At 39.1% G+C, this 17,153-nt stretch carries 13 protein-coding genes; 2 read left to right on the top strand and 11 right to left on the bottom strand.

The annotated features are described in order from the left end of the window. Positions 1-6 precede the first annotated feature (6 nt). From J5X92_RS10550 to J5X92_RS10530, 5 genes are read right to left on the bottom strand one after another with little or no spacing between them, the layout of a single operon-like run. On the bottom strand, positions 7-1,077 hold the full coding sequence (locus J5X92_RS10550) for a GNAT family N-acetyltransferase (RefSeq protein ID WP_208805711.1): 1,071 nt from the start codon (positions 1,075-1,077) through the stop codon (positions 7-9). After that, positions 1,077-2,096: a polysaccharide deacetylase family protein gene (locus tag J5X92_RS10545; RefSeq protein ID WP_208805710.1), complete on the bottom strand. Its 1,020-nt coding sequence runs from the start codon at positions 2,094-2,096 to the stop codon at positions 1,077-1,079. Before J5X92_RS10545 ends, J5X92_RS10550 begins: the two co-directional genes overlap by 1 nt. 10 nt (positions 2,097-2,106) lie before the next feature. Continuing rightward, on the bottom strand, positions 2,107-3,198 hold the full coding sequence (locus tag J5X92_RS10540) for a glycosyltransferase (RefSeq protein WP_208805709.1): 1,092 nt from the start codon (positions 3,196-3,198) through the stop codon (positions 2,107-2,109). A 3-nt stretch (positions 3,199-3,201) separates the two neighbouring features. After that, the gene (locus J5X92_RS10535) at positions 3,202-4,167 is read right to left on the bottom strand and encodes a glycosyltransferase family A protein (protein WP_208805708.1); all 966 of its coding nucleotides are present in this window, start codon (positions 4,165-4,167) and stop codon (positions 3,202-3,204) included. Then, the gene (locus tag J5X92_RS10530) at positions 4,164-6,725 is read right to left on the bottom strand and encodes a hypothetical protein (protein WP_208805707.1); all 2,562 of its coding nucleotides are present in this window, start codon (positions 6,723-6,725) and stop codon (positions 4,164-4,166) included. The genes J5X92_RS10535 and J5X92_RS10530 overlap by 4 nt, the downstream gene beginning before the upstream one ends. Positions 6,726-6,912: 187 nt before the next feature. Here J5X92_RS10530 and J5X92_RS10525 point away from each other — a divergent pair, with 187 nt between their 5' ends. Continuing rightward, positions 6,913-8,112: a TIGR03087 family PEP-CTERM/XrtA system glycosyltransferase gene (locus tag J5X92_RS10525; protein ID WP_208805706.1), complete on the top strand. Its 1,200-nt coding sequence runs from the start codon at positions 6,913-6,915 to the stop codon at positions 8,110-8,112. Beyond that, complete coding sequence (locus J5X92_RS10520; RefSeq protein ID WP_208805705.1) at positions 8,109-8,690, top strand: acyltransferase; 582 nt, start codon at positions 8,109-8,111, stop codon at positions 8,688-8,690. The genes J5X92_RS10525 and J5X92_RS10520 overlap by 4 nt, the downstream gene beginning before the upstream one ends. Here J5X92_RS10520 and J5X92_RS10515 read toward each other — a convergent pair. From J5X92_RS10515 to J5X92_RS10490, 6 genes are all read right to left on the bottom strand, one after another. Further along, positions 8,687-9,748, bottom strand: coding sequence for a GNAT family N-acetyltransferase (locus J5X92_RS10515; protein WP_208805704.1), 1,062 nt, complete (start codon positions 9,746-9,748; stop codon positions 8,687-8,689). The two genes, J5X92_RS10520 and J5X92_RS10515, sit on opposite strands and share 4 nt — an antisense overlap. 217 nt (positions 9,749-9,965) lie before the next feature. After that, positions 9,966-11,012, bottom strand: coding sequence for a PEP-CTERM sorting domain-containing protein (locus J5X92_RS10510; protein ID WP_208805703.1), 1,047 nt, complete (start codon positions 11,010-11,012; stop codon positions 9,966-9,968). A 189-nt stretch (positions 11,013-11,201) separates the two neighbouring features. Then, positions 11,202-12,830, bottom strand: a complete 1,629-nt coding sequence (locus J5X92_RS10505; protein ID WP_208805702.1) for an FAD-binding protein — start codon at positions 12,828-12,830, stop codon at positions 11,202-11,204. Continuing rightward, complete coding sequence (locus tag J5X92_RS10500; RefSeq protein WP_208805701.1) at positions 12,827-13,645, bottom strand: PEP-CTERM/exosortase system-associated acyltransferase; 819 nt, start codon at positions 13,643-13,645, stop codon at positions 12,827-12,829. The genes J5X92_RS10505 and J5X92_RS10500 overlap by 4 nt, the downstream gene beginning before the upstream one ends. Positions 13,646-13,746: 101 nt before the next feature. Beyond that, positions 13,747-16,278 (bottom strand): CDC27 family protein, encoded by a 2,532-nt coding sequence (locus tag J5X92_RS10495; protein ID WP_208805700.1) that lies wholly within the window; start codon positions 16,276-16,278, stop codon positions 13,747-13,749. Between the two features lie 65 nt (positions 16,279-16,343). Continuing rightward, entirely contained in the window at positions 16,344-17,102 is a 759-nt protein-coding gene (locus tag J5X92_RS10490; protein WP_208805699.1) for an ElyC/SanA/YdcF family protein, read from the bottom strand. Positions 17,103-17,153 lie beyond the last annotated feature (51 nt).

The raw sequence follows: 17,153 nt of genomic DNA, 5'->3' as shown, positions 1-17,153 counted from the left end.
TATTTCCTACAAGCTAATATAAGGGCGAATTACCGACCCAGTTGTTATGGTTAACCCCAGTGGTAATTTTCTCCAAATATTTTCTATTAATGGCCGTAATTTTGAAGGGGCTTGATTATGTTCTTTTTCTCTGACGTATTGATTATTCTTATCGAGCTTTTTCCAATTTAATAACTGTGGCGTAGCGCCCCATTGCTTTTTAAATCGGTATGTACCTTCTTCGAAGGTAGAGCGCCCAAAATCAAACTCAGTGATACCGCTATCAGCACAGTGCGCCAATAGCGACCAGTAAAGCATCATGTTCGGTGCTAGGGGGTTAAACTCCCTTAGGGTAGAAGCCCAAGGAATAGAGGCGTGTTTACCATTTTTTATAACTAAGCCAGCCCCAATTGGCGTATCACCCTTATAAATAACAGAAATAATAGATGAATCGGCATATGCCTCCACTATCTGTTCAAACCATTTTTTTGCGTGTACTGGCGAGCCTAGGTCTCGCATATTACGAGTGTAAACGCCATAAAAATCAGCTACTAGCTGTTGACTACAACCAAGTTTAACTTCTAAACCGTTTTTTTCAGCTTTACGAACTTGGCTTCTTAATTTTGATTTAAAGCTCGCTAGTAAAACCTCGCTGCTTTGTGGTAACGGCAGCAACATTCTTACTTTTTTGTGTTGTAAATGTGTTTTCTCAGACGGCGTTTCTGCTACATCACGAATTTCGAAGTTTTGGCTGTTGTGCTTAATTTGCTGACTTTCTAAAAAGCGCTGCATTTCACTAACAACTTCAGAGCTATCGGCAACTGGGTAGCCTACATCGCAATAGGGAAGGCTACAAAGTTGACGACCAATAATTGGGGTTTTCATCAAAATTGCAGGAAAAACCCCTACAACTTCATTAGTTTGAGTTTCTCGAGCAATTACACCACTTATAGCGTGCCCATATGCGTTTTTAACCGCAAGTAGCCAAGCAAATTTATGGTAAGCAGTCGCTTGTTCGTGAGTACTTACATATCTGTCCCATTCATCTTGCTGACTAATAGTAGCAAGCTGAAAAGAAAGTGTTGGGGGGGGAGTCATTAACTCACCTCCTTTAACTTGATAACTGAATCTTTTGTCGGCAAATTACTTAGTAACACTTTGGCCTCTGAAATTGTGCAAAACCGAACGTTTGCTTTTGTTTCTAAATGGCTGACTAGGTTTTCTATTCGCTTGCAAATACGAGTGAATGCATCTTCAACATTTAAAAGCCCAGTCGCACCATCTATTAAACTAGAGCTATGAAGGTACATGTGTATAACCGGATGTTGTTTAGCTAAACACTGGTCTACAAGTGTGGTCATATCTTCACTTTTAGTTAATTCAGGGCTTAAATAAATCTTCCTCAAGAGTTTGCTGTGCCAAAGAACGCCGATAGATTTAATCCAACTAAACGGAGGCTGGGATAGGGTATCGTGAATGTTTTCACCCAGTTTAAAGTTTTTAATATTGAAACCGGCGCTTACTGGTAGCTCTAACAGCGAACGTTGACTACTTGGGGACAGTGCATTTTCAAAACTAGGAAAGTAGGGGGAGCCTGGCGCACCTAAACAACTAAAAAAGTCGTTTTTATAAAAGGGGTAAACACTTGAATCAACCTTATAGCCCTTAGATGCTAACAGCGAAAGGGTTTGTCCATTGATTCCCCACCGCCCACTTCTAAAGGATTGAGGATGGACACCAATATTGTGGTAGATAATATCTGTCAATGCATCTAGCTTTTGTTCAACTTGTTCTATCGGAAGGTTGATAACATGAGATTCTGCTTCAGTTGTTTTACCAAAATAGGGCGGGTTGCACCAAGGATGCAAGTGGGCCCCTATCTCTGCAGCATTTTCTTTTGCGAATTGGCTTAAAATCTTGCTGCCAGTAGTGTCATTAGCAACAGCGTAATCTACAAAATAAGTGGGACGAATGCCTAGCGATGCACAAAATGTTTGAAAGTCAGGAAGTTTAGCTACATTCTTAACCGAGCAATCGTGCTGAGGAAACTCGTCATCCCACAGCCACTCTTCTTCTGTGTCGATAGTTAAAACAAATAAAACATCCTGTTTAGGCATTCGCTTTCTCTTACACTAATTGCTTAAATAAATGCAGGTATTCATCGGCCATTCGCTTCGCTGAAAAGTTTTCTTCAACGAAGGTTTTTGCATTAGCGGCAAGCGCTTTTGCGTAGTCAACGTCGTCTAATAGCTTTTCCCAATCTTGCTGCAATTGTTGACTATCGTGCAATGGTGCTAGTAGTCCTGACTTATTATGCGTGATTAGTTGGTCAATACCAGCAATATCATAAGCAGACACTGGGATTTCCATCGCGCATGCTTCCATCAAGCAGCGAGGAATACCCTCTAGCGTTGATGTCATCACAAATAAATCAAAATCACGTAATAACTGTAATCGGTCGTTTCTAAAGCCTAAAAATTTAACTGCGTCTTTACTGTTCAAAGTGGCAGTATAGCGTTCTAATTCAGGTCGATCTTCACCGTCCCCTAGCAAAACTAATTCTATATCTTGTCGTTTCTTATACAAGGTATCAAAACAATCAAGAATGGCTTTCATGTTCTTTCGGCTAATCATTTGCCCAACAAAGCCAATGGTTTTAACATTGCTTGATTTTGGCGCTTTGGTAAGGCGAACTTCCTCTACTTCAGAAAGGTCTACTCCATTTTGAATATAAGCTAACCTATCTTGCTTAATATTGAATTTTTGAACATCTACCATTAGCTGCTTCGACAAGGGAACGACTTTATCTGCAAAACGCATCGACTGGCAGCCTAACCAGATGAAGAGGCGAAGCTTGAAATCTGCGGCGTTTTCGAAGCCATGAGGCGTTACAACGCAGGGGATACCTGCTTTCCTTGCCGCTAAAACACCCAGAATATCTGACTTATAACCATGTGTGTGGATGACATCGATACCTTGCTGTTTAATTAACTCAGCTAATTTAGTGACGGCAGAGAAATCGAAACGCCCTTTCATTGGGATATAGTGAGTGTTACCGATAGGTGCAAACTGCTTCACAAGTTCAAGCTCTTCGGTTCCGGGTTCAAGCGTAACGGCCAATTCACTTGTTACATTGTCTGGTAAGTGCTTTGACAGCGCCAATACCCAACGCTCTGCACCGTAGAAACCTGTGGAGCATATAAACTGCAATATTTTCATAATCTACTTATGCGAACTGGTATTAACCGTGCCGCGTACTCCTAATAATGTTCCAATAGCCCTTGCAGGAAAGTAAAGGCTGTAAAATAGTAAGCAATATCCCACACTCACTTGTTTGCCAGTTAGTTTTTTTAGTCTTGCTGTATAGGCTAATAATGGAATGAACGAACCTAAAGCAAATAGAGTCGCAAATGCGGTTTGTGAAAAAATTAACGTTAAGAAAAATAATATAACGCCGCCAGTAACGGCAAACGGCACAATAAAACTAGGGAGTTCTCGTAGTGGGATATCTCTGCCTTTAAGTGATGCTAAATTTGACTGCCCTCGCCAAATTTCTTTTTTCCACATAGGAATAAAGGCTTTGTCTTCACCTAAATGAACGTAATGAGCTTTTGAAGTGTAATACAAATTACCTATTTGATTTACCTTGTCGGTAAAGTAGTAATCCTCGCACGTTAATAGATGTTCTGGAAATTGTCCCGCTTCGTAAAAGGTTTCTTTTGATAAAAACAGGTTTCGGCCTGGAAGAAAGCTGACTTCGGTATCTAAATCAGCATTACTCAACGCCGTTCGAATACGCTCTAAAGGCGGCGCATCGTTACTGTTTATCTGCATAGCGCTAACTAAGGCTGAGGAACCATCAGATTCTAGCTTTGCCTTCACAGTTTCAAGCCAATTTGGGGATAGTGCTACATCAGCGTCTAAAAATGCTAGAAAATTTCCTTTTGCGTGTTTGGCACCCAAGTTTCTTGAATGTGAGATGGTTTTATTTTCAGCGTTGTAAATTATAGATAAATTTAACTTCTCCCCAAGAGCAGAGAGCCTTTGGGAAGCTGATGTATTTTGACTGACAACGATAACCTCATAACTGTCTCTGAAAACCGTTTGTTTAGCGATACTATTGATAGTATCAATAAGCATAGCTTCACGGCCCTTGTGTGGAATGATAAAGCTAGTAAGAATACTCATGGCCTACCTAACCATTTTTGGAACTGCGGAAAGCGCCTAACAAATTGTCTTCGCTCATTTGAAACTGAGAAGCTTTTTATATGTGAAAGAATGTGAGACAAAATGCCATTATTGCTGGCATCGAATTTTATCTTATCAGTTGTCGGTATATTATTAGCGCTGCGCATAGGAGCAGCAGCACTGAGGTAGCTCGCATAGTTTGAGTTTTGCATCATCAAGCATAACAAACGGGTCGTTGATGACTCGCTACTGTTAGATAGTCGTTCAGTTATTTGCTGCTCTAATTCGGTTACTTTTTTTAACGCTTGTTGGGCTTGAGAATCAGGCAGGTAATTAGATGCAAAATTTAAGACACAAAGCTTTCGTAAATCTTGTCCGCTCCAGGTTTGGTTGGGGAATTCTAAAATATCCGGCTTATCTAAATACGCATACTCATTTTGCATCATCCACTTGGCGTAGTGGGATAACGATGCAACGGCAAAATAGTGGTCTTCATCGAGCTGACATAAACTTTCTTTTATCGAGATAAACCGGCAAACTGCTTGTAAGAAAACGGTATAAAACCATGTATTTTCAACATCTTCAAAGTTTCGTTCGGATAAACTATCGGATGGAGATACGGTATTTTGAATGATGGTTGATACTCGGTGAATGTCACTAATATCGGCTAGTAATTCATATCTATCCATTAACGCTTGAATATAGTTTCCGGTACCCCGGTCTAGCGGGTATTTTCCAGTTTTGACATTTTTTACCCCAGGCACCGCACTGTTTTTCAGTGCTAGTAAAGCGCTTAGTAGGGTGCCGTCACCTTCATAGTAATTTCTTACCCAATTTGTAATAGATAACACGGCACTTTTTGAAGGTAAGTACCCCGTCATTAAGTAGTGGAGTGTTAATCCATTGGTATAGCAATGCTGTCCTCCAGGGCCACCACCACCAGCATGATCGTCATATACACCAGTAGGTTGGTGTTTTGAATAGGTTCGATGAGTCGCGGTGTAAGCTTGAACATAATGGTCAGTATGCCAAAACAACCCGCCACTGTATTCTGGCTTATCATCATGAGTATGGTAAACATCGATATCAGCAACGTGCTTAGCTAAATCATCGGCTAATTCAAACCACTTTTTGTTTCCGGTTACTAGCCATTGGCAAAGCATGCCATAAATTGGATCGTACTGGTTATTGTAATGAGACACAAAAAACTCAACGTCAGGAGATTCTGCTTTTTCGTGATCGGCATAGAGTTCGCCAATGTGACGCCAGCCAAATTCGTCAATATCCAGCCTTTTTTGAAAGAATGATGAAGGGCCTTGAACACCACTTTGGATCATGTTGTTCAATGACGAACTGTTATCCGTTAGGAAAGGTAGGGTGCGTGTACTTCTTATCCACTCGGGACACATAACGATACTAGCTTGAGCCACCATTTCATCGGCCAGTGAAAAATGACGTGTTTTTTGCTCTCCGGGTTGAAGCTCTTCGGGGTCACCATAGCGAGAAGCTAATAAACTTATTTCTGATTTACTGCTAATCGCAGTGAAAGACGATGGGAAGTTCTCCCAAAATCGACTGACTTCGAGGTAGTAAGAGCTTTGCTCATTTTCAAGGTGCAAAACCGGCTGCGCTTGCGCGCCGTTGGTAAGAACCTTTTCACCCGACATTAACTTAAACCCTTTAAAAGAAGAGGGTAGTTTATTGTCCGCATTAACGTGGACAAGACTTTGCCAATTCTCATGGCCGCTTGATGCTTGATAAATTGACAGTGGTTTGTCAGCTTCAACCGAGTAAGTAATATTATCAACTAAAAAAGATACTGATGAGCCAGCGGCATTAACTGCTAACCCAAGTTCTTTAATATGGATAGAGTTAGGGTCACCTAAATCCCATTGGCCATTTGGATGTGATGCGGCACTGGGGTTTTTAATCGTGACTTCCCCTGTGATATATCCATTATTTAGAAAAACGGTAGCCGATATTTCTACATCTAGGTTTTTGTCGCATGCAAGTTCAAGGTGTGCAGTTTGGGTTATTTTAACTGCTTGATACCCTAGATGATTACTATTTAAAGTGTACGAAAAGCTCTGTATATGACAATGAGACACATCCTCTTCTAAGAGATAAAATTGCGTATCTCCCAAAGAAGTTTCATGAAATGCTAACAACTGGCTGCTGTCTACTTCAATACACTTGCCATTATTGGTTCTGATTGAAAGTTTATTTTTTTCTTTTAAAACCGGATTGGTTAAGGTAGTGGGAGGCTGTTCAGCAAGCGTTAACTGCACATCTATATTAGCTGCTAAGTCATCATTTATATCGTCGTTGGCATACGGTTTGCCCACAAGTCCTTCTACATGTAGCCACTTCATCGACCCATCGGGCCACAAAGAAGTGGCTCGGATAGTCGTATTTTCTAAATTGTTCGTATTGCAGTGTAGTTTTAAAGGCGCAGTAGCAGGCCATCTCCCTTTTGGACAAGGAATACCTGTAACAAAATGCCCTACAGATGCTTGGTTATTTTTAGGGAAATGAATTGAAAATACGGTTTGCGTCATTACTTCTTTCTTTTACTTCTTCCATGAATGGGTAAGCGCAGCATTACTCCACAATATTGTACTTAGTATGCCAATCTATGACGGTATTGGGTAGCCCTAATCTATATTAACTCCCTTTGACGATGAAAAGTGTACAACGTAATATGGAGTTAGGATTAAATCTCTTAAATAAGCTTGGATGGCATAGATGTTGAAAATTTGCGTGGTAGCGCAGCGTGTCCCTTTCCCCCCTAATAAAGGCGAAAAGTTAAGAACATACCACCAAATAGAACGGCTGATTCAGCTTGGCTATCAGGTAGAAGTACTAACATTAATTGAATCGGAAGAAGATGAAAAACATGTAAGCGCGCTCAAGTCGCATCTAAATATTCATGTCACCGCATGTAAATTAGCTTCTAAAGCGCGCCGCTATGCATGGGCATTATTAAAAGGCCAATCGATAAGTGTTGGCGCTTTTTACAGTAAATCGTTGCAGAACGCATTAAATCAACGTTTAGCAAGTCACTGCGATGTGGTTTTATTAACTGCCTCGAGTTTGGGTTATTACATTTTTGAATCGACAGAATATGGCACTACAAATTGCCATATTTTAATGGATTTTATGGATGTTGATTCTGATAAGTGGAGACAGTACACCACTTCTACTAAATGGCCTATGCGGTTCATATATCAGCGAGAAAGTAACAAGATACAACAATTAGAGAAACAAGCATGCGCTGAGTTCCTACAAACTTATTTAATAGCAGACGAAGAGGTTTCACTATTTCGTCGGCAAGTGAGTGATGTCAATCCTGTTAAGGTACTTGGTAATGGGCTAGATTTTGATGCTTTCTATCCAGCTCCTGTCCCTCCTAATAACGCCAATCCGAATTTTTTGTTTACTGGCGTTATGGATTACAAGCCCAATGTCGACGCCGTTGTGTGGTTTGTTAAATCATGCTGGCCTAAAATTATTTCTCACTTTCCGAATGCCACTTTTACCATTGCTGGTATGAACCCTATCGCTGAGGTAAATGCTTTAACTAGTTTTGACGGTGTTGATGTGACAGGGTTTGTAGACAATATTCTGCCATTCTTTCACAAAGCTGATACATTTGTAGCACCATTTCGGTTAGCCAGAGGTGTACAGAATAAAGTACTTCAGGCTGCTGCTTGTAGGTTACCTATCGTTACCACTGCAATGGGGGCTGAAGGAATTGCTTTCGCTAGCCCATTGTCCATGTGGATAGAAAATAATGAAGATGCATTTGCAAAAGCGTGTATCGACACTATCGAAAATAAAACGGAAGCGGCAGGCAAAGCAACATTAGCCTTTGAGGCTATAAGGGCTGAATACAGTTGGGACCAACAATTGAAGCCGCTAGAAACAACGCTGAGTTCGCTATGAAAACTATAATTAAAACCCTTTTTTTTGTATGTTGTTTTCTAGCGATGCTGCCTTTTTCAGTCACATTTAAAATATTAGCTCACGCTTTAAATCAAGACCAATTAACGTCTTCTTTTAGTCAATTTCTTTCAATTCTGCCAGGTAAAACAGGAAGTTATTTAAGAGCAGGCTTTTATCGCGTAGCACTTACCTATTGCTCACCTGATGCGATGATAAGTTTTGGAACATTACTTTCTCAGCAAGATACTGAAATAGGAGAGGGAGTATATATTGGTCCACAGTGTAACATTGGCAAATGTTGTATTGGCAAGAACACATTAGTGGGTAGTGGTGTCCATATTATGAGTGGCAAAGGTCAACATAATTTCAGTGATCCGGATGTACCGATTAAGGATCAAGGCGGCTCATTTACAAAAGTAATTATTGGTCAAAATTGTTGGATTGGTAACTGCGCACTTATTATGGCTAACGTGGGGGCAGGGAGTGTAGTTGCAGCCGGTGCAGTAGTTATAAATGATGTACCTGATGGCGTTATTGTAGGTGGTAATCCGGCTAAAGTAATTTCCGAAAGACGTTAGCGAGAGTTATAAAAATAGAGAAGCTTCCCTAAAAGTGACTTTTTATAAATCGATATATTACTGAAAAAGTATTTGTTTGTGCTGAGGCTCTGTTTATAGCGACTATCTCCTCCCATGAAGTCGTACCATTTGAATCCTTTATTGGCATAATACTTCATTAATTCGAAATGAATAGAGTAACCTGGTTTTATTGGTTTCGTTTCAATATCGTAATTTATTCCTGAGCAGTAAAAGTAAACGGTTTCTTTATCCAAAAACGTATAGCAATACCCTAAAGTTAGGTCTCCAGCAGAAATTTTCAATACGTTAGCCTTGCCCGGAAAATGCGAAAGAAAGTGTGTGTGATGAGACAAGAATTGTTCATTAGTAAAGCCACTGCCTTCGGGGGACTCATTCCAACGTTTAATATGTAAATTACCCAAACTACTAAAGAATGCCATTGTGTTTTTTTGATTAGCTTGTGATATTAATAACTTCCCATGATTTTTTAAAATTGCCTTGTTTGAACGCCTTATTTGACTTCGCGTATTTTTCGAAAAACGATCTATTATTTCATCTGTATAACTGTCAAAATCAAGTTTGGTTTTATAACCTACAACTCTGTCTACTACAATTGGGCAACCAGATTTGGATGCAAAATTCAACCATGGGCTGGTCTCTTTACACATAGATATATAAAACTTTAAATTGCTAGTATCGGTAAACTGAGTTTCCATCAAAGCCTGAACACAACCTTCTAGGTACTCTTCTGAACAAATAATATTGTTGAACTCTATCCAGACTTGGTCAGCTTCTTTAATACCTGTTTGGTTCAATAATGTGTAATGAAAACGACTAACGATTTTTAAGGGGTTATCGGATAACCAAGCAAAGCCGATAATCTTATTTTCGTTCTCAAAAAGGCAAATAGTTGGGAGTACAGCAAGACTCTTGAGCCAAGACAATTGCCATTGCATACTTAAGAATATTGTCTGATATTCTATGTTCTGATAACACTCTAGCAATAAAGTTTCAGCTTCTTTAAATGTGCTTAGAGATATTTTTTTTATTTTAATCAATAGTTATATTCCAACAGAATAATAGAAGTTCGTAGAACGGCTTGCTCATTTCGCAGTTAAAGTATACTACTTCATTAGTTAAGATAAAAAAGAGAGAAGGCTAAAATTAGCAGTCAAGTAAGGTAGGGAATAAGGGGATTTAATTGATTTCATAAAAAACGCCTTTCAAATAATTGAAAGGCGTTATCTCTTTATAGCATAGGGTTGCTAAAGCAACTTAGCTACGTCTACGGCGTGCAAATGCTGCGCCGATCAATCCTAGACCGAAAAGAGCCAAAGGAGCTGGCGCAGAGACTAGAGAAACACGTGCAGTAGAGATCTGATTAATATCAACCTGATAGTCCCCTTCACTTAGAAGGAAAAAACCTGTTTCACTAAATGCAGAAGATGTAGATTCGCCCGTATCACTACCTGTAAAGTTATCGCTGACACTTACTAAATCTTTCGAATAGGTGTCTTGACCTGGAATCGAGCCGTAACCAAATCCGCTGCCGAAATCAATTTGCACAGTTCCAGGAGTCGCTGAAGTTGCATCTGCACCAATAGATGTTGTTAATAGCGCGGATGCAGTACCGTTTGAAATCAGAGTTGAATTTGCATCCACATCAGCAGTTTGTGCAACATCAACAACTAACGAATAAAAAGATACAAATTGTAGATAAAGTTCAGAAAGACCACTGATGCTAATGTCAAGCTCGCTCAAAAGTGCATCGGCAATATCTGAGTTCGCTGAAGCAAGGTTGCTAGCACTACCAACAGAAGCAGCCGCATACGTGAAACCATCGGCATTTGAAGATATGGCGCTTCCATCTACTAGAGCATCGGCCATAGCGTAACTGTAGCCATTGGTAAGGCTATCGCTATGTAATTGAGCTACATCAGTATAGTTGTTTTGGACTGAGTTGTTAGAAAAGCCGATAGTCGCACAAGATGGCCCGGTACAATCAAACACACCGTCAGCCTCATTATTAGGGGCAGCAAAAACACCAGTATTGGCTAGTCCGGAACCATTGAAGCCCGTGCTAGTTGAGACAGAGCGATCTCCCCCAGTGATAGTAATCGATGCTGCAATCTGCTCAGCAGAAAGTCTGTCGGCATCGTCGAATGAAACTATACCGTCATTATTTAAATCTGCATAAGCAACGATTCCAAATAAAGAAACATCTAAATACGATGTTGCAACAACACCAGCGTTAGCAGTAAAGGATGCACCAGTTAACAGTACGCTCGCTGCCAACCCCTTTTTAATCATAGATAATTTCATCAATATGTCCCTCATTTTAGAAGATGTAAGTTCTTGATCGCTTGTACTAAGGCCAGTTATCGGTAAAAGCGAGTATCACTTTAAAGAGTAGCATATATCGAGCCAGTTATTTTTGTCTAACAAATACAGTTACTTGTAAAAAATTTCTCTCTAAGGTTTTAAATAGCGTTAAAAAAGCTGACATCAAGTTCAATGGATACCGTACTTTCCGATAGCAAGCACTCCATTAGGATCTAGCGATGCCTTGACTTTAGTTAGCGTGGGTGTGAGTGATGAGGTGTAAAATAGGTCAAAGTCCCTTTGTTGCAAAGAGTTCATTCTGTAAGTAAGGTACCCTGAGTTTAGTAGTTCAGTATGAAGGTTTAAATGACAGGCTTCTGCTGTCAAGTCACTACCATCTATACGCCTATCATAAATTAGAGAAATAACACACTCCAAAGCTTGGTCAGTTAGCATTGTCATAGAGATAGCTGCTTCTATGTTATATTGTTTTAGACATCGAGTGACTATCGTGGAAAGTTGTTTAGCATGTTCGCCCGTAGCGGGTGCGGTAGGTGCTAACCAAATTAGCCCGACAAAATTACGTTCTAAAAGGGTAAAGTTATTATCATTTGGAAGCCTTGTAGTTTTGAAGTGGACACTTTTTAAAAACGCATTTGTAGGTTGTCCTCGCTTCAGTTTTATCAAGTCATCTAATTTTTCAAGTGTTTTATCGATTTTCAAGTCAAATATCTTAGATGCAACAGGAGCAATATATCTCAGCATAGCTAGTTTCTTTTCACTGATAAATCGAACTTTAAATTTGCCATTAATAAGTGACCGTTTAATTATCCGCTTCCATACAGCTATTTCTTCCTTAGTGCCATATAGGGCACCCGATGCAGTCCATTCATTTAACAAATATTTTTTACGATGTCGCTCTTTCGTCTTATCCGTCATTAAGGTTGTCGAAAGTGGCCAATCTGTTTCATCGAGGGCTGCCTGAATAGACTTGTCAAAATTTGCGATATGAACACAACTTTTAACAATGCTTTTCTCCCGTAAGCCTCTCAGAGATTCTACTAATTCACCTAAGCTTTCTGGCTCTTTTGATGATATAAAAAATGGTAAATAGCACTCCGGAGCACGCATTAATTTCAAAGTTGCACTTAGTACAATACCCATGGAGGACTGTGAAAAAAGCCCGTCAATGTAAGGCCCTAGACCCCATTTATAAATACTTTCGCTATAAAATGTCTGCCCTGGTTTTGAAAATTGACGAAATCCTGTGGATATTCTTTCACCCGAACCGAGAACGATATCGAATTCACTAATAAACTCAAAATGGTTTCCTGCGGGAGTGTGACCAAACCCCCTTTCAAGACTGTTAGCTAGAACACTACATGCTTCAGACGAACCTGTAGCATCCATCCAATGTTTTGCTCCATGACGTTGCAAGAATGAGTAGAGCTGCTTTTGGGTTACTCCAGCTTGTATTCGAACAGAGCCAGTATCTTTTTTATACTCGGAGATTTGATTTAAATTCTTTAAAGACAATATAAAAGCTTTATCCATTCCAGCTTCTGAAGATGTATATCCCCAATTTTTACCGCTGCTTAATGGGTATAAAACTGCTTTTTCATCGGGGGTATCGGCATTCTTTTTATTAAAAAGCTCGATGATTTGAGTTACTTCTAATTCATTTCGAGGGAATAAAATCGCAGAGGGGGTTGTTGTTTCCTTCATCGTACTAGTTGCAAATTCTTCGAAAACCTCACCAGATGTTATAACATTTTCTTTGCTAATTAGATTTTCTAAGTGCTCGATCAAGGTTTTCATGAAGTAAGTTGCTCTTTCATTTCATCTCCAATTACATCCATTAACTTTCTAAATCCAGGACTCAGGGTTTCGAAAAGAACTTTGGGATCTATATGATACGGCGCTCGTTTTCCATGATAATCGGTCACTTTACCTATTTGAGTAAAAGGTATACCAACAAAGCGTAAGCTTCTAGCAAGCCTAGGCTCCATCATTACGAAAATATGGTTAATCCCCCGTTGCTGTGTCACTGTCGCAGCCATAAAATATAGACTTATGGCAATGAATGGAAAACATCGAAGTTCTTTGTCTGAGAAGACTGATTGGTCTATACCACCAGTTTCGGCACCGGCAAAGTTATCGGATTTACGTTTTCGAAACTTAGCTGGAACTGCAAGCCGGGAGATTTCACAAATTTCATCTCGGGAAAAATTTTTCGGATGCAGATACTCATGTTCTAATGCATGGTCACAAAATTGTTCTATTGGAAGCTTCTGCAATTTTGAGTTAGACATTACCATCCGGACTGTACCGGCGAATTGGTTAGACTGTTTGTGCTGCACGAGGCAGTGAATAGAATGGCTATCAAATTCGTCTTTTTCTAAGCTATCTTTTCTGACGGGTTCGAAATTAAGTTCTCTGCAATAAACATCATGACGAATATTAAATGATCTATTCCTGGTTTCGTCGGTTACAGCTATAGTGGTATGAAAATATTGTTTGAAGTGTGTCGCTATTCGGCCCACTTCACGGTTAGCTAGTCGATTCTGTATTGCTTTTGAAACATTTTTTAAGAGCGGGTTTCTATCCATCCGCTTAAACAATTGCTTGAGCATTTTAATCTCTTGTTTTAGGCATTCGCTTTTATCAGCGTAGTACAAATTAAAGGCTTTTACCTACACTGATAATGTGCGAGGCAAAGGCTCACTTATTAGATTTATTTTGTTGTCACTTGGTCGAGAGTATCTTTGTACTCATCAATTTCTGGGGCTATCTTGATTGCGTTTTCTACATAACGTTTAGCAGTTTCATTGTTGCCAAGTTTAAACTCCACCCAGGATAGGTTATTAAGAACTTGATGGTTATTCGGTTGCGTTTGGATTATCAATTCATAGTACTTTTTCGACTTTTCTAGGTCGACACTGATTAGTGTGTCTGCTAATAATCTCAGGTTTTGCTTGTCAGAAGGCATTAAAACAATATGACTTTCCAGAAATTCGATAGCTTCGTTGGTTCTTTTCTGATGCATAAAAGTAGAGAAGAGCATTGAAGCTACTCTTGGCGAGGGGACTTTACCGTACGCTAGCTTCAACATTTTTTCTGCTTGGGAATATTCTTTATTTTTGAGTGCCAATGCCGCTGAAATTCCTCTGCCAAGAGGACTTTCCATTGCTTGATTAGAGAGGTTTTTAACAATTTCACTAGTCATTTGAAATTGATTATCCATAAGCAGAAAATTTGCTTCGAGTAATTTGAACTTTTCTTCATTTGGAAAACGCTTTGTGCCCTCGCGAGCAAGCTGAATTGCACTTGGCAAATCACCTGTACTCTCCAAATACAAGATTTTGCTTAGCATAGGAAGTTTTAGTTCTGGCTTATGTGTGGACCATTCATCATAAGCATCTAATATCTCTTCTTCATTTCCAGAGACTAATTTAATTTTCAAAAAAAGTTTCCAATATGCATCAGAAGTGGCTTCTACTGAGTTGGAGTAGTGCTTAAGCGTAGCAATGGATGTTTCTAATTTACCTTCTATAAACTCAAATTTGGCTTTTAAAAGTAAGTAATCTTTAGAAGTCTTCGCTTTTTGAATTATAGCGTTATAAAGGAAATCTTGATTTAGGTCATTTTGTAGATTAAGAGTAAAAAGACTGTTTAATAACAAGCTAGCATTTTTGCTTTTAGGAATTGCGGCCTGTAGTAAAGACACTGCTTCATTGTAATTGCCAAGGTATTGGTAGGAACTCACTAAGGTTAGCAATAGAAAATGGTCATTTGGCGACTGAGTAATAAGGTCTTTCAGTAAGTCGACTGTAAGCTTGTATTGCCCAGACAAAAACGCAGAAAGCCCGGATGCGTACTTAGCATTGAATGGATCAGTATTTTTCCATCTCTCAGATAGAATCGTTAACCTATCCGCTTCATCGTATCGGAATAATGTTCCAATAATAACTCTTTTTACTGAATTATCTTCAGGAATAGATGAGATTAAAGCATCAAAATCAATTAAGCCGTCTTTTTTATCTACAGCGGAGAGAAGCACAATCTTGCTCGCCTCACCTGGCATGGTATCCATATTCAACGAAGTAATATTATCTAATATAGCTTCTTTACCATGATTATCATTCTCTATACCTGCGGCGATTGCAGCCATTGACAACATCGATAATTCACTAGAACTAAAGGGGTGCTGACTGTCTGTGAATTCTCCAATTCCTTTTTCGTAATCGCCCAGTTGAATTTGTGTTATTGCGAGAATCCTTCTAGCCAAATGACCCTCTGGGTAGATTTCACCTACACCTTTTAATCGTTGGAATGCCCTTTCATAGTCTCCCCTTTGCATGTAGATAGCGCCTAAATATACTTTTGACTGAATGTCATTAGGATTTTGCTTGAGGGCGTTAATCAAATATGGTTCAGCGAGTTTGGGTTCATTATTCAAAAAGCTAATCGTACCAGCTAATTTGTTAGCTAAAGGTTGGTCTTCAAATTTGGAAATGATATTTTTGGCTAGTATCATTGCGTTATCTAAATCTCCAAGCTTATAGAAGCATTGGGACAACCTTAAATTAATAAATGGGTGTTGAAATCTTCGGAGAGAGAATGTTGAGAAAGATGACTTACATGCTTCAAAATTCTCGGTAGCTAAATAATACTGCCCTAACATTGGTAGGAATCTTCCGTTTTCATAAGTGCTCAAATATGAAGCCGTTTCCTTTTCGAGTTCATTACCTGCATTTGCTATCGATCTATGAAGTTTTGCTAAAGCACTTGCAAGTCTGGCATCAACGTTCAAAAGTGAATCCAAAGAAAATGAATCGGCGTTTAGGAAGCTGGAAAACTGCTGATGTAGGCTGAGAATTTCGGGCGATGATAAATCAGGGAAGTCTTCGATGAAACTTGCGATATCATCAACTTCTTGGTTCATGAAACTCAAAAGCAAGTAATTTTCTGATGCTGTTAAAATTTGCTTTTCAGAAAGCGAATCGCCCATCTTTAAAATTCTAGTGAGTTCTCTTTTTGCGTTGAGAGGTTGCTGAATCTTTAAATATGCATCTGCTAATAAAAGTCTTGCAGGTATGTAATTGGGGTTGCTCTGAACGATGTCTTTTAAGTCGATGATTGAAGTTGAGTAGTCTTCCTTTGCGTAAATTTTTTGGACTTCGTTGAGTCGCTCTTCTGAAGAGGGCTGGCTGCATGCCGAAATGAAACCCAAACAGATGATACTGAATAAAAGCCTGTTCATCATAACTTCCTTGCAATTAACATTAATGCAACTAACATTACAGTATAAGATAGGTATTTCGCAAAGTTTTAATTTTCAAAGATAGTATTTTTAGCGATGGCACCATATTCATACAAAGCTTTTCTCGACTTTTCTAAAGCATTTGCTGTAGGAAGCGAGATATAAGGCTTAAGTAACCCCGAGCTTTGAAAGTCAACCGCTAAGATATCTACATCGGCTGCGTTAACTAGTAATAGCTTTCTGGTTCGCTGGATGTGAGTTGCAGAACTTATCAAAAGTATTTTCTTGCCTAAAATCAGATGATTAATACTTTGTATCTCAGTTTTGGTATCAAACCCTTTATTTGAAGTCAAAATGAGGTTGTTATCCACCCCTAATGACTCTAAATACATTTTTGCTTTTTCAGCATAGTAGACACTATTATCAGAAAGAAAGTTTCCACCTGAAAGAATGATAGCAACGTTGTTTTTCTTTGAAATTATAGCGCTTTGTGTCAAGCGCTGCATTGAACACTCGGACCATCTTGCTATTTCTGGAATGTTTCCTACCGATGAGTAATAGCAAGCAGGAGTATAGATAATATAATCGTCGGAATTCGAAATTTTTATATGTTGATTATTTGTGAAGCTGTGTTCGAGGGGGTAGAGTAGAAGATCAGCTGAGTAAGGTTGAGAAAAAATTAAAAGGATAACAATGCCTGCATTACGAGCAACTTTGCTCCATGTTCTATATTTTAAGAGCAGAAAAAGTGTAGATATTAAGAACAGCAGCATTGATAAATTTACTGGGGATGTGAGGAACAAAGCTATTGTTTTAAGTGTGCTCAAGTTAATAACGCCCTCGTAATTTAATAGTTATTAAGATAGCAAATGAAATAG

Source organism: Alteromonas sp. K632G (assembly GCF_017653625.1).
Lineage (GTDB): Bacteria > Pseudomonadota > Gammaproteobacteria > Enterobacterales > Alteromonadaceae > Alteromonas > Alteromonas naphthalenivorans.
Note: the sequence above shows the minus strand (reverse complement) of the source record. Positions and strands in the feature narration are given on the sequence as shown.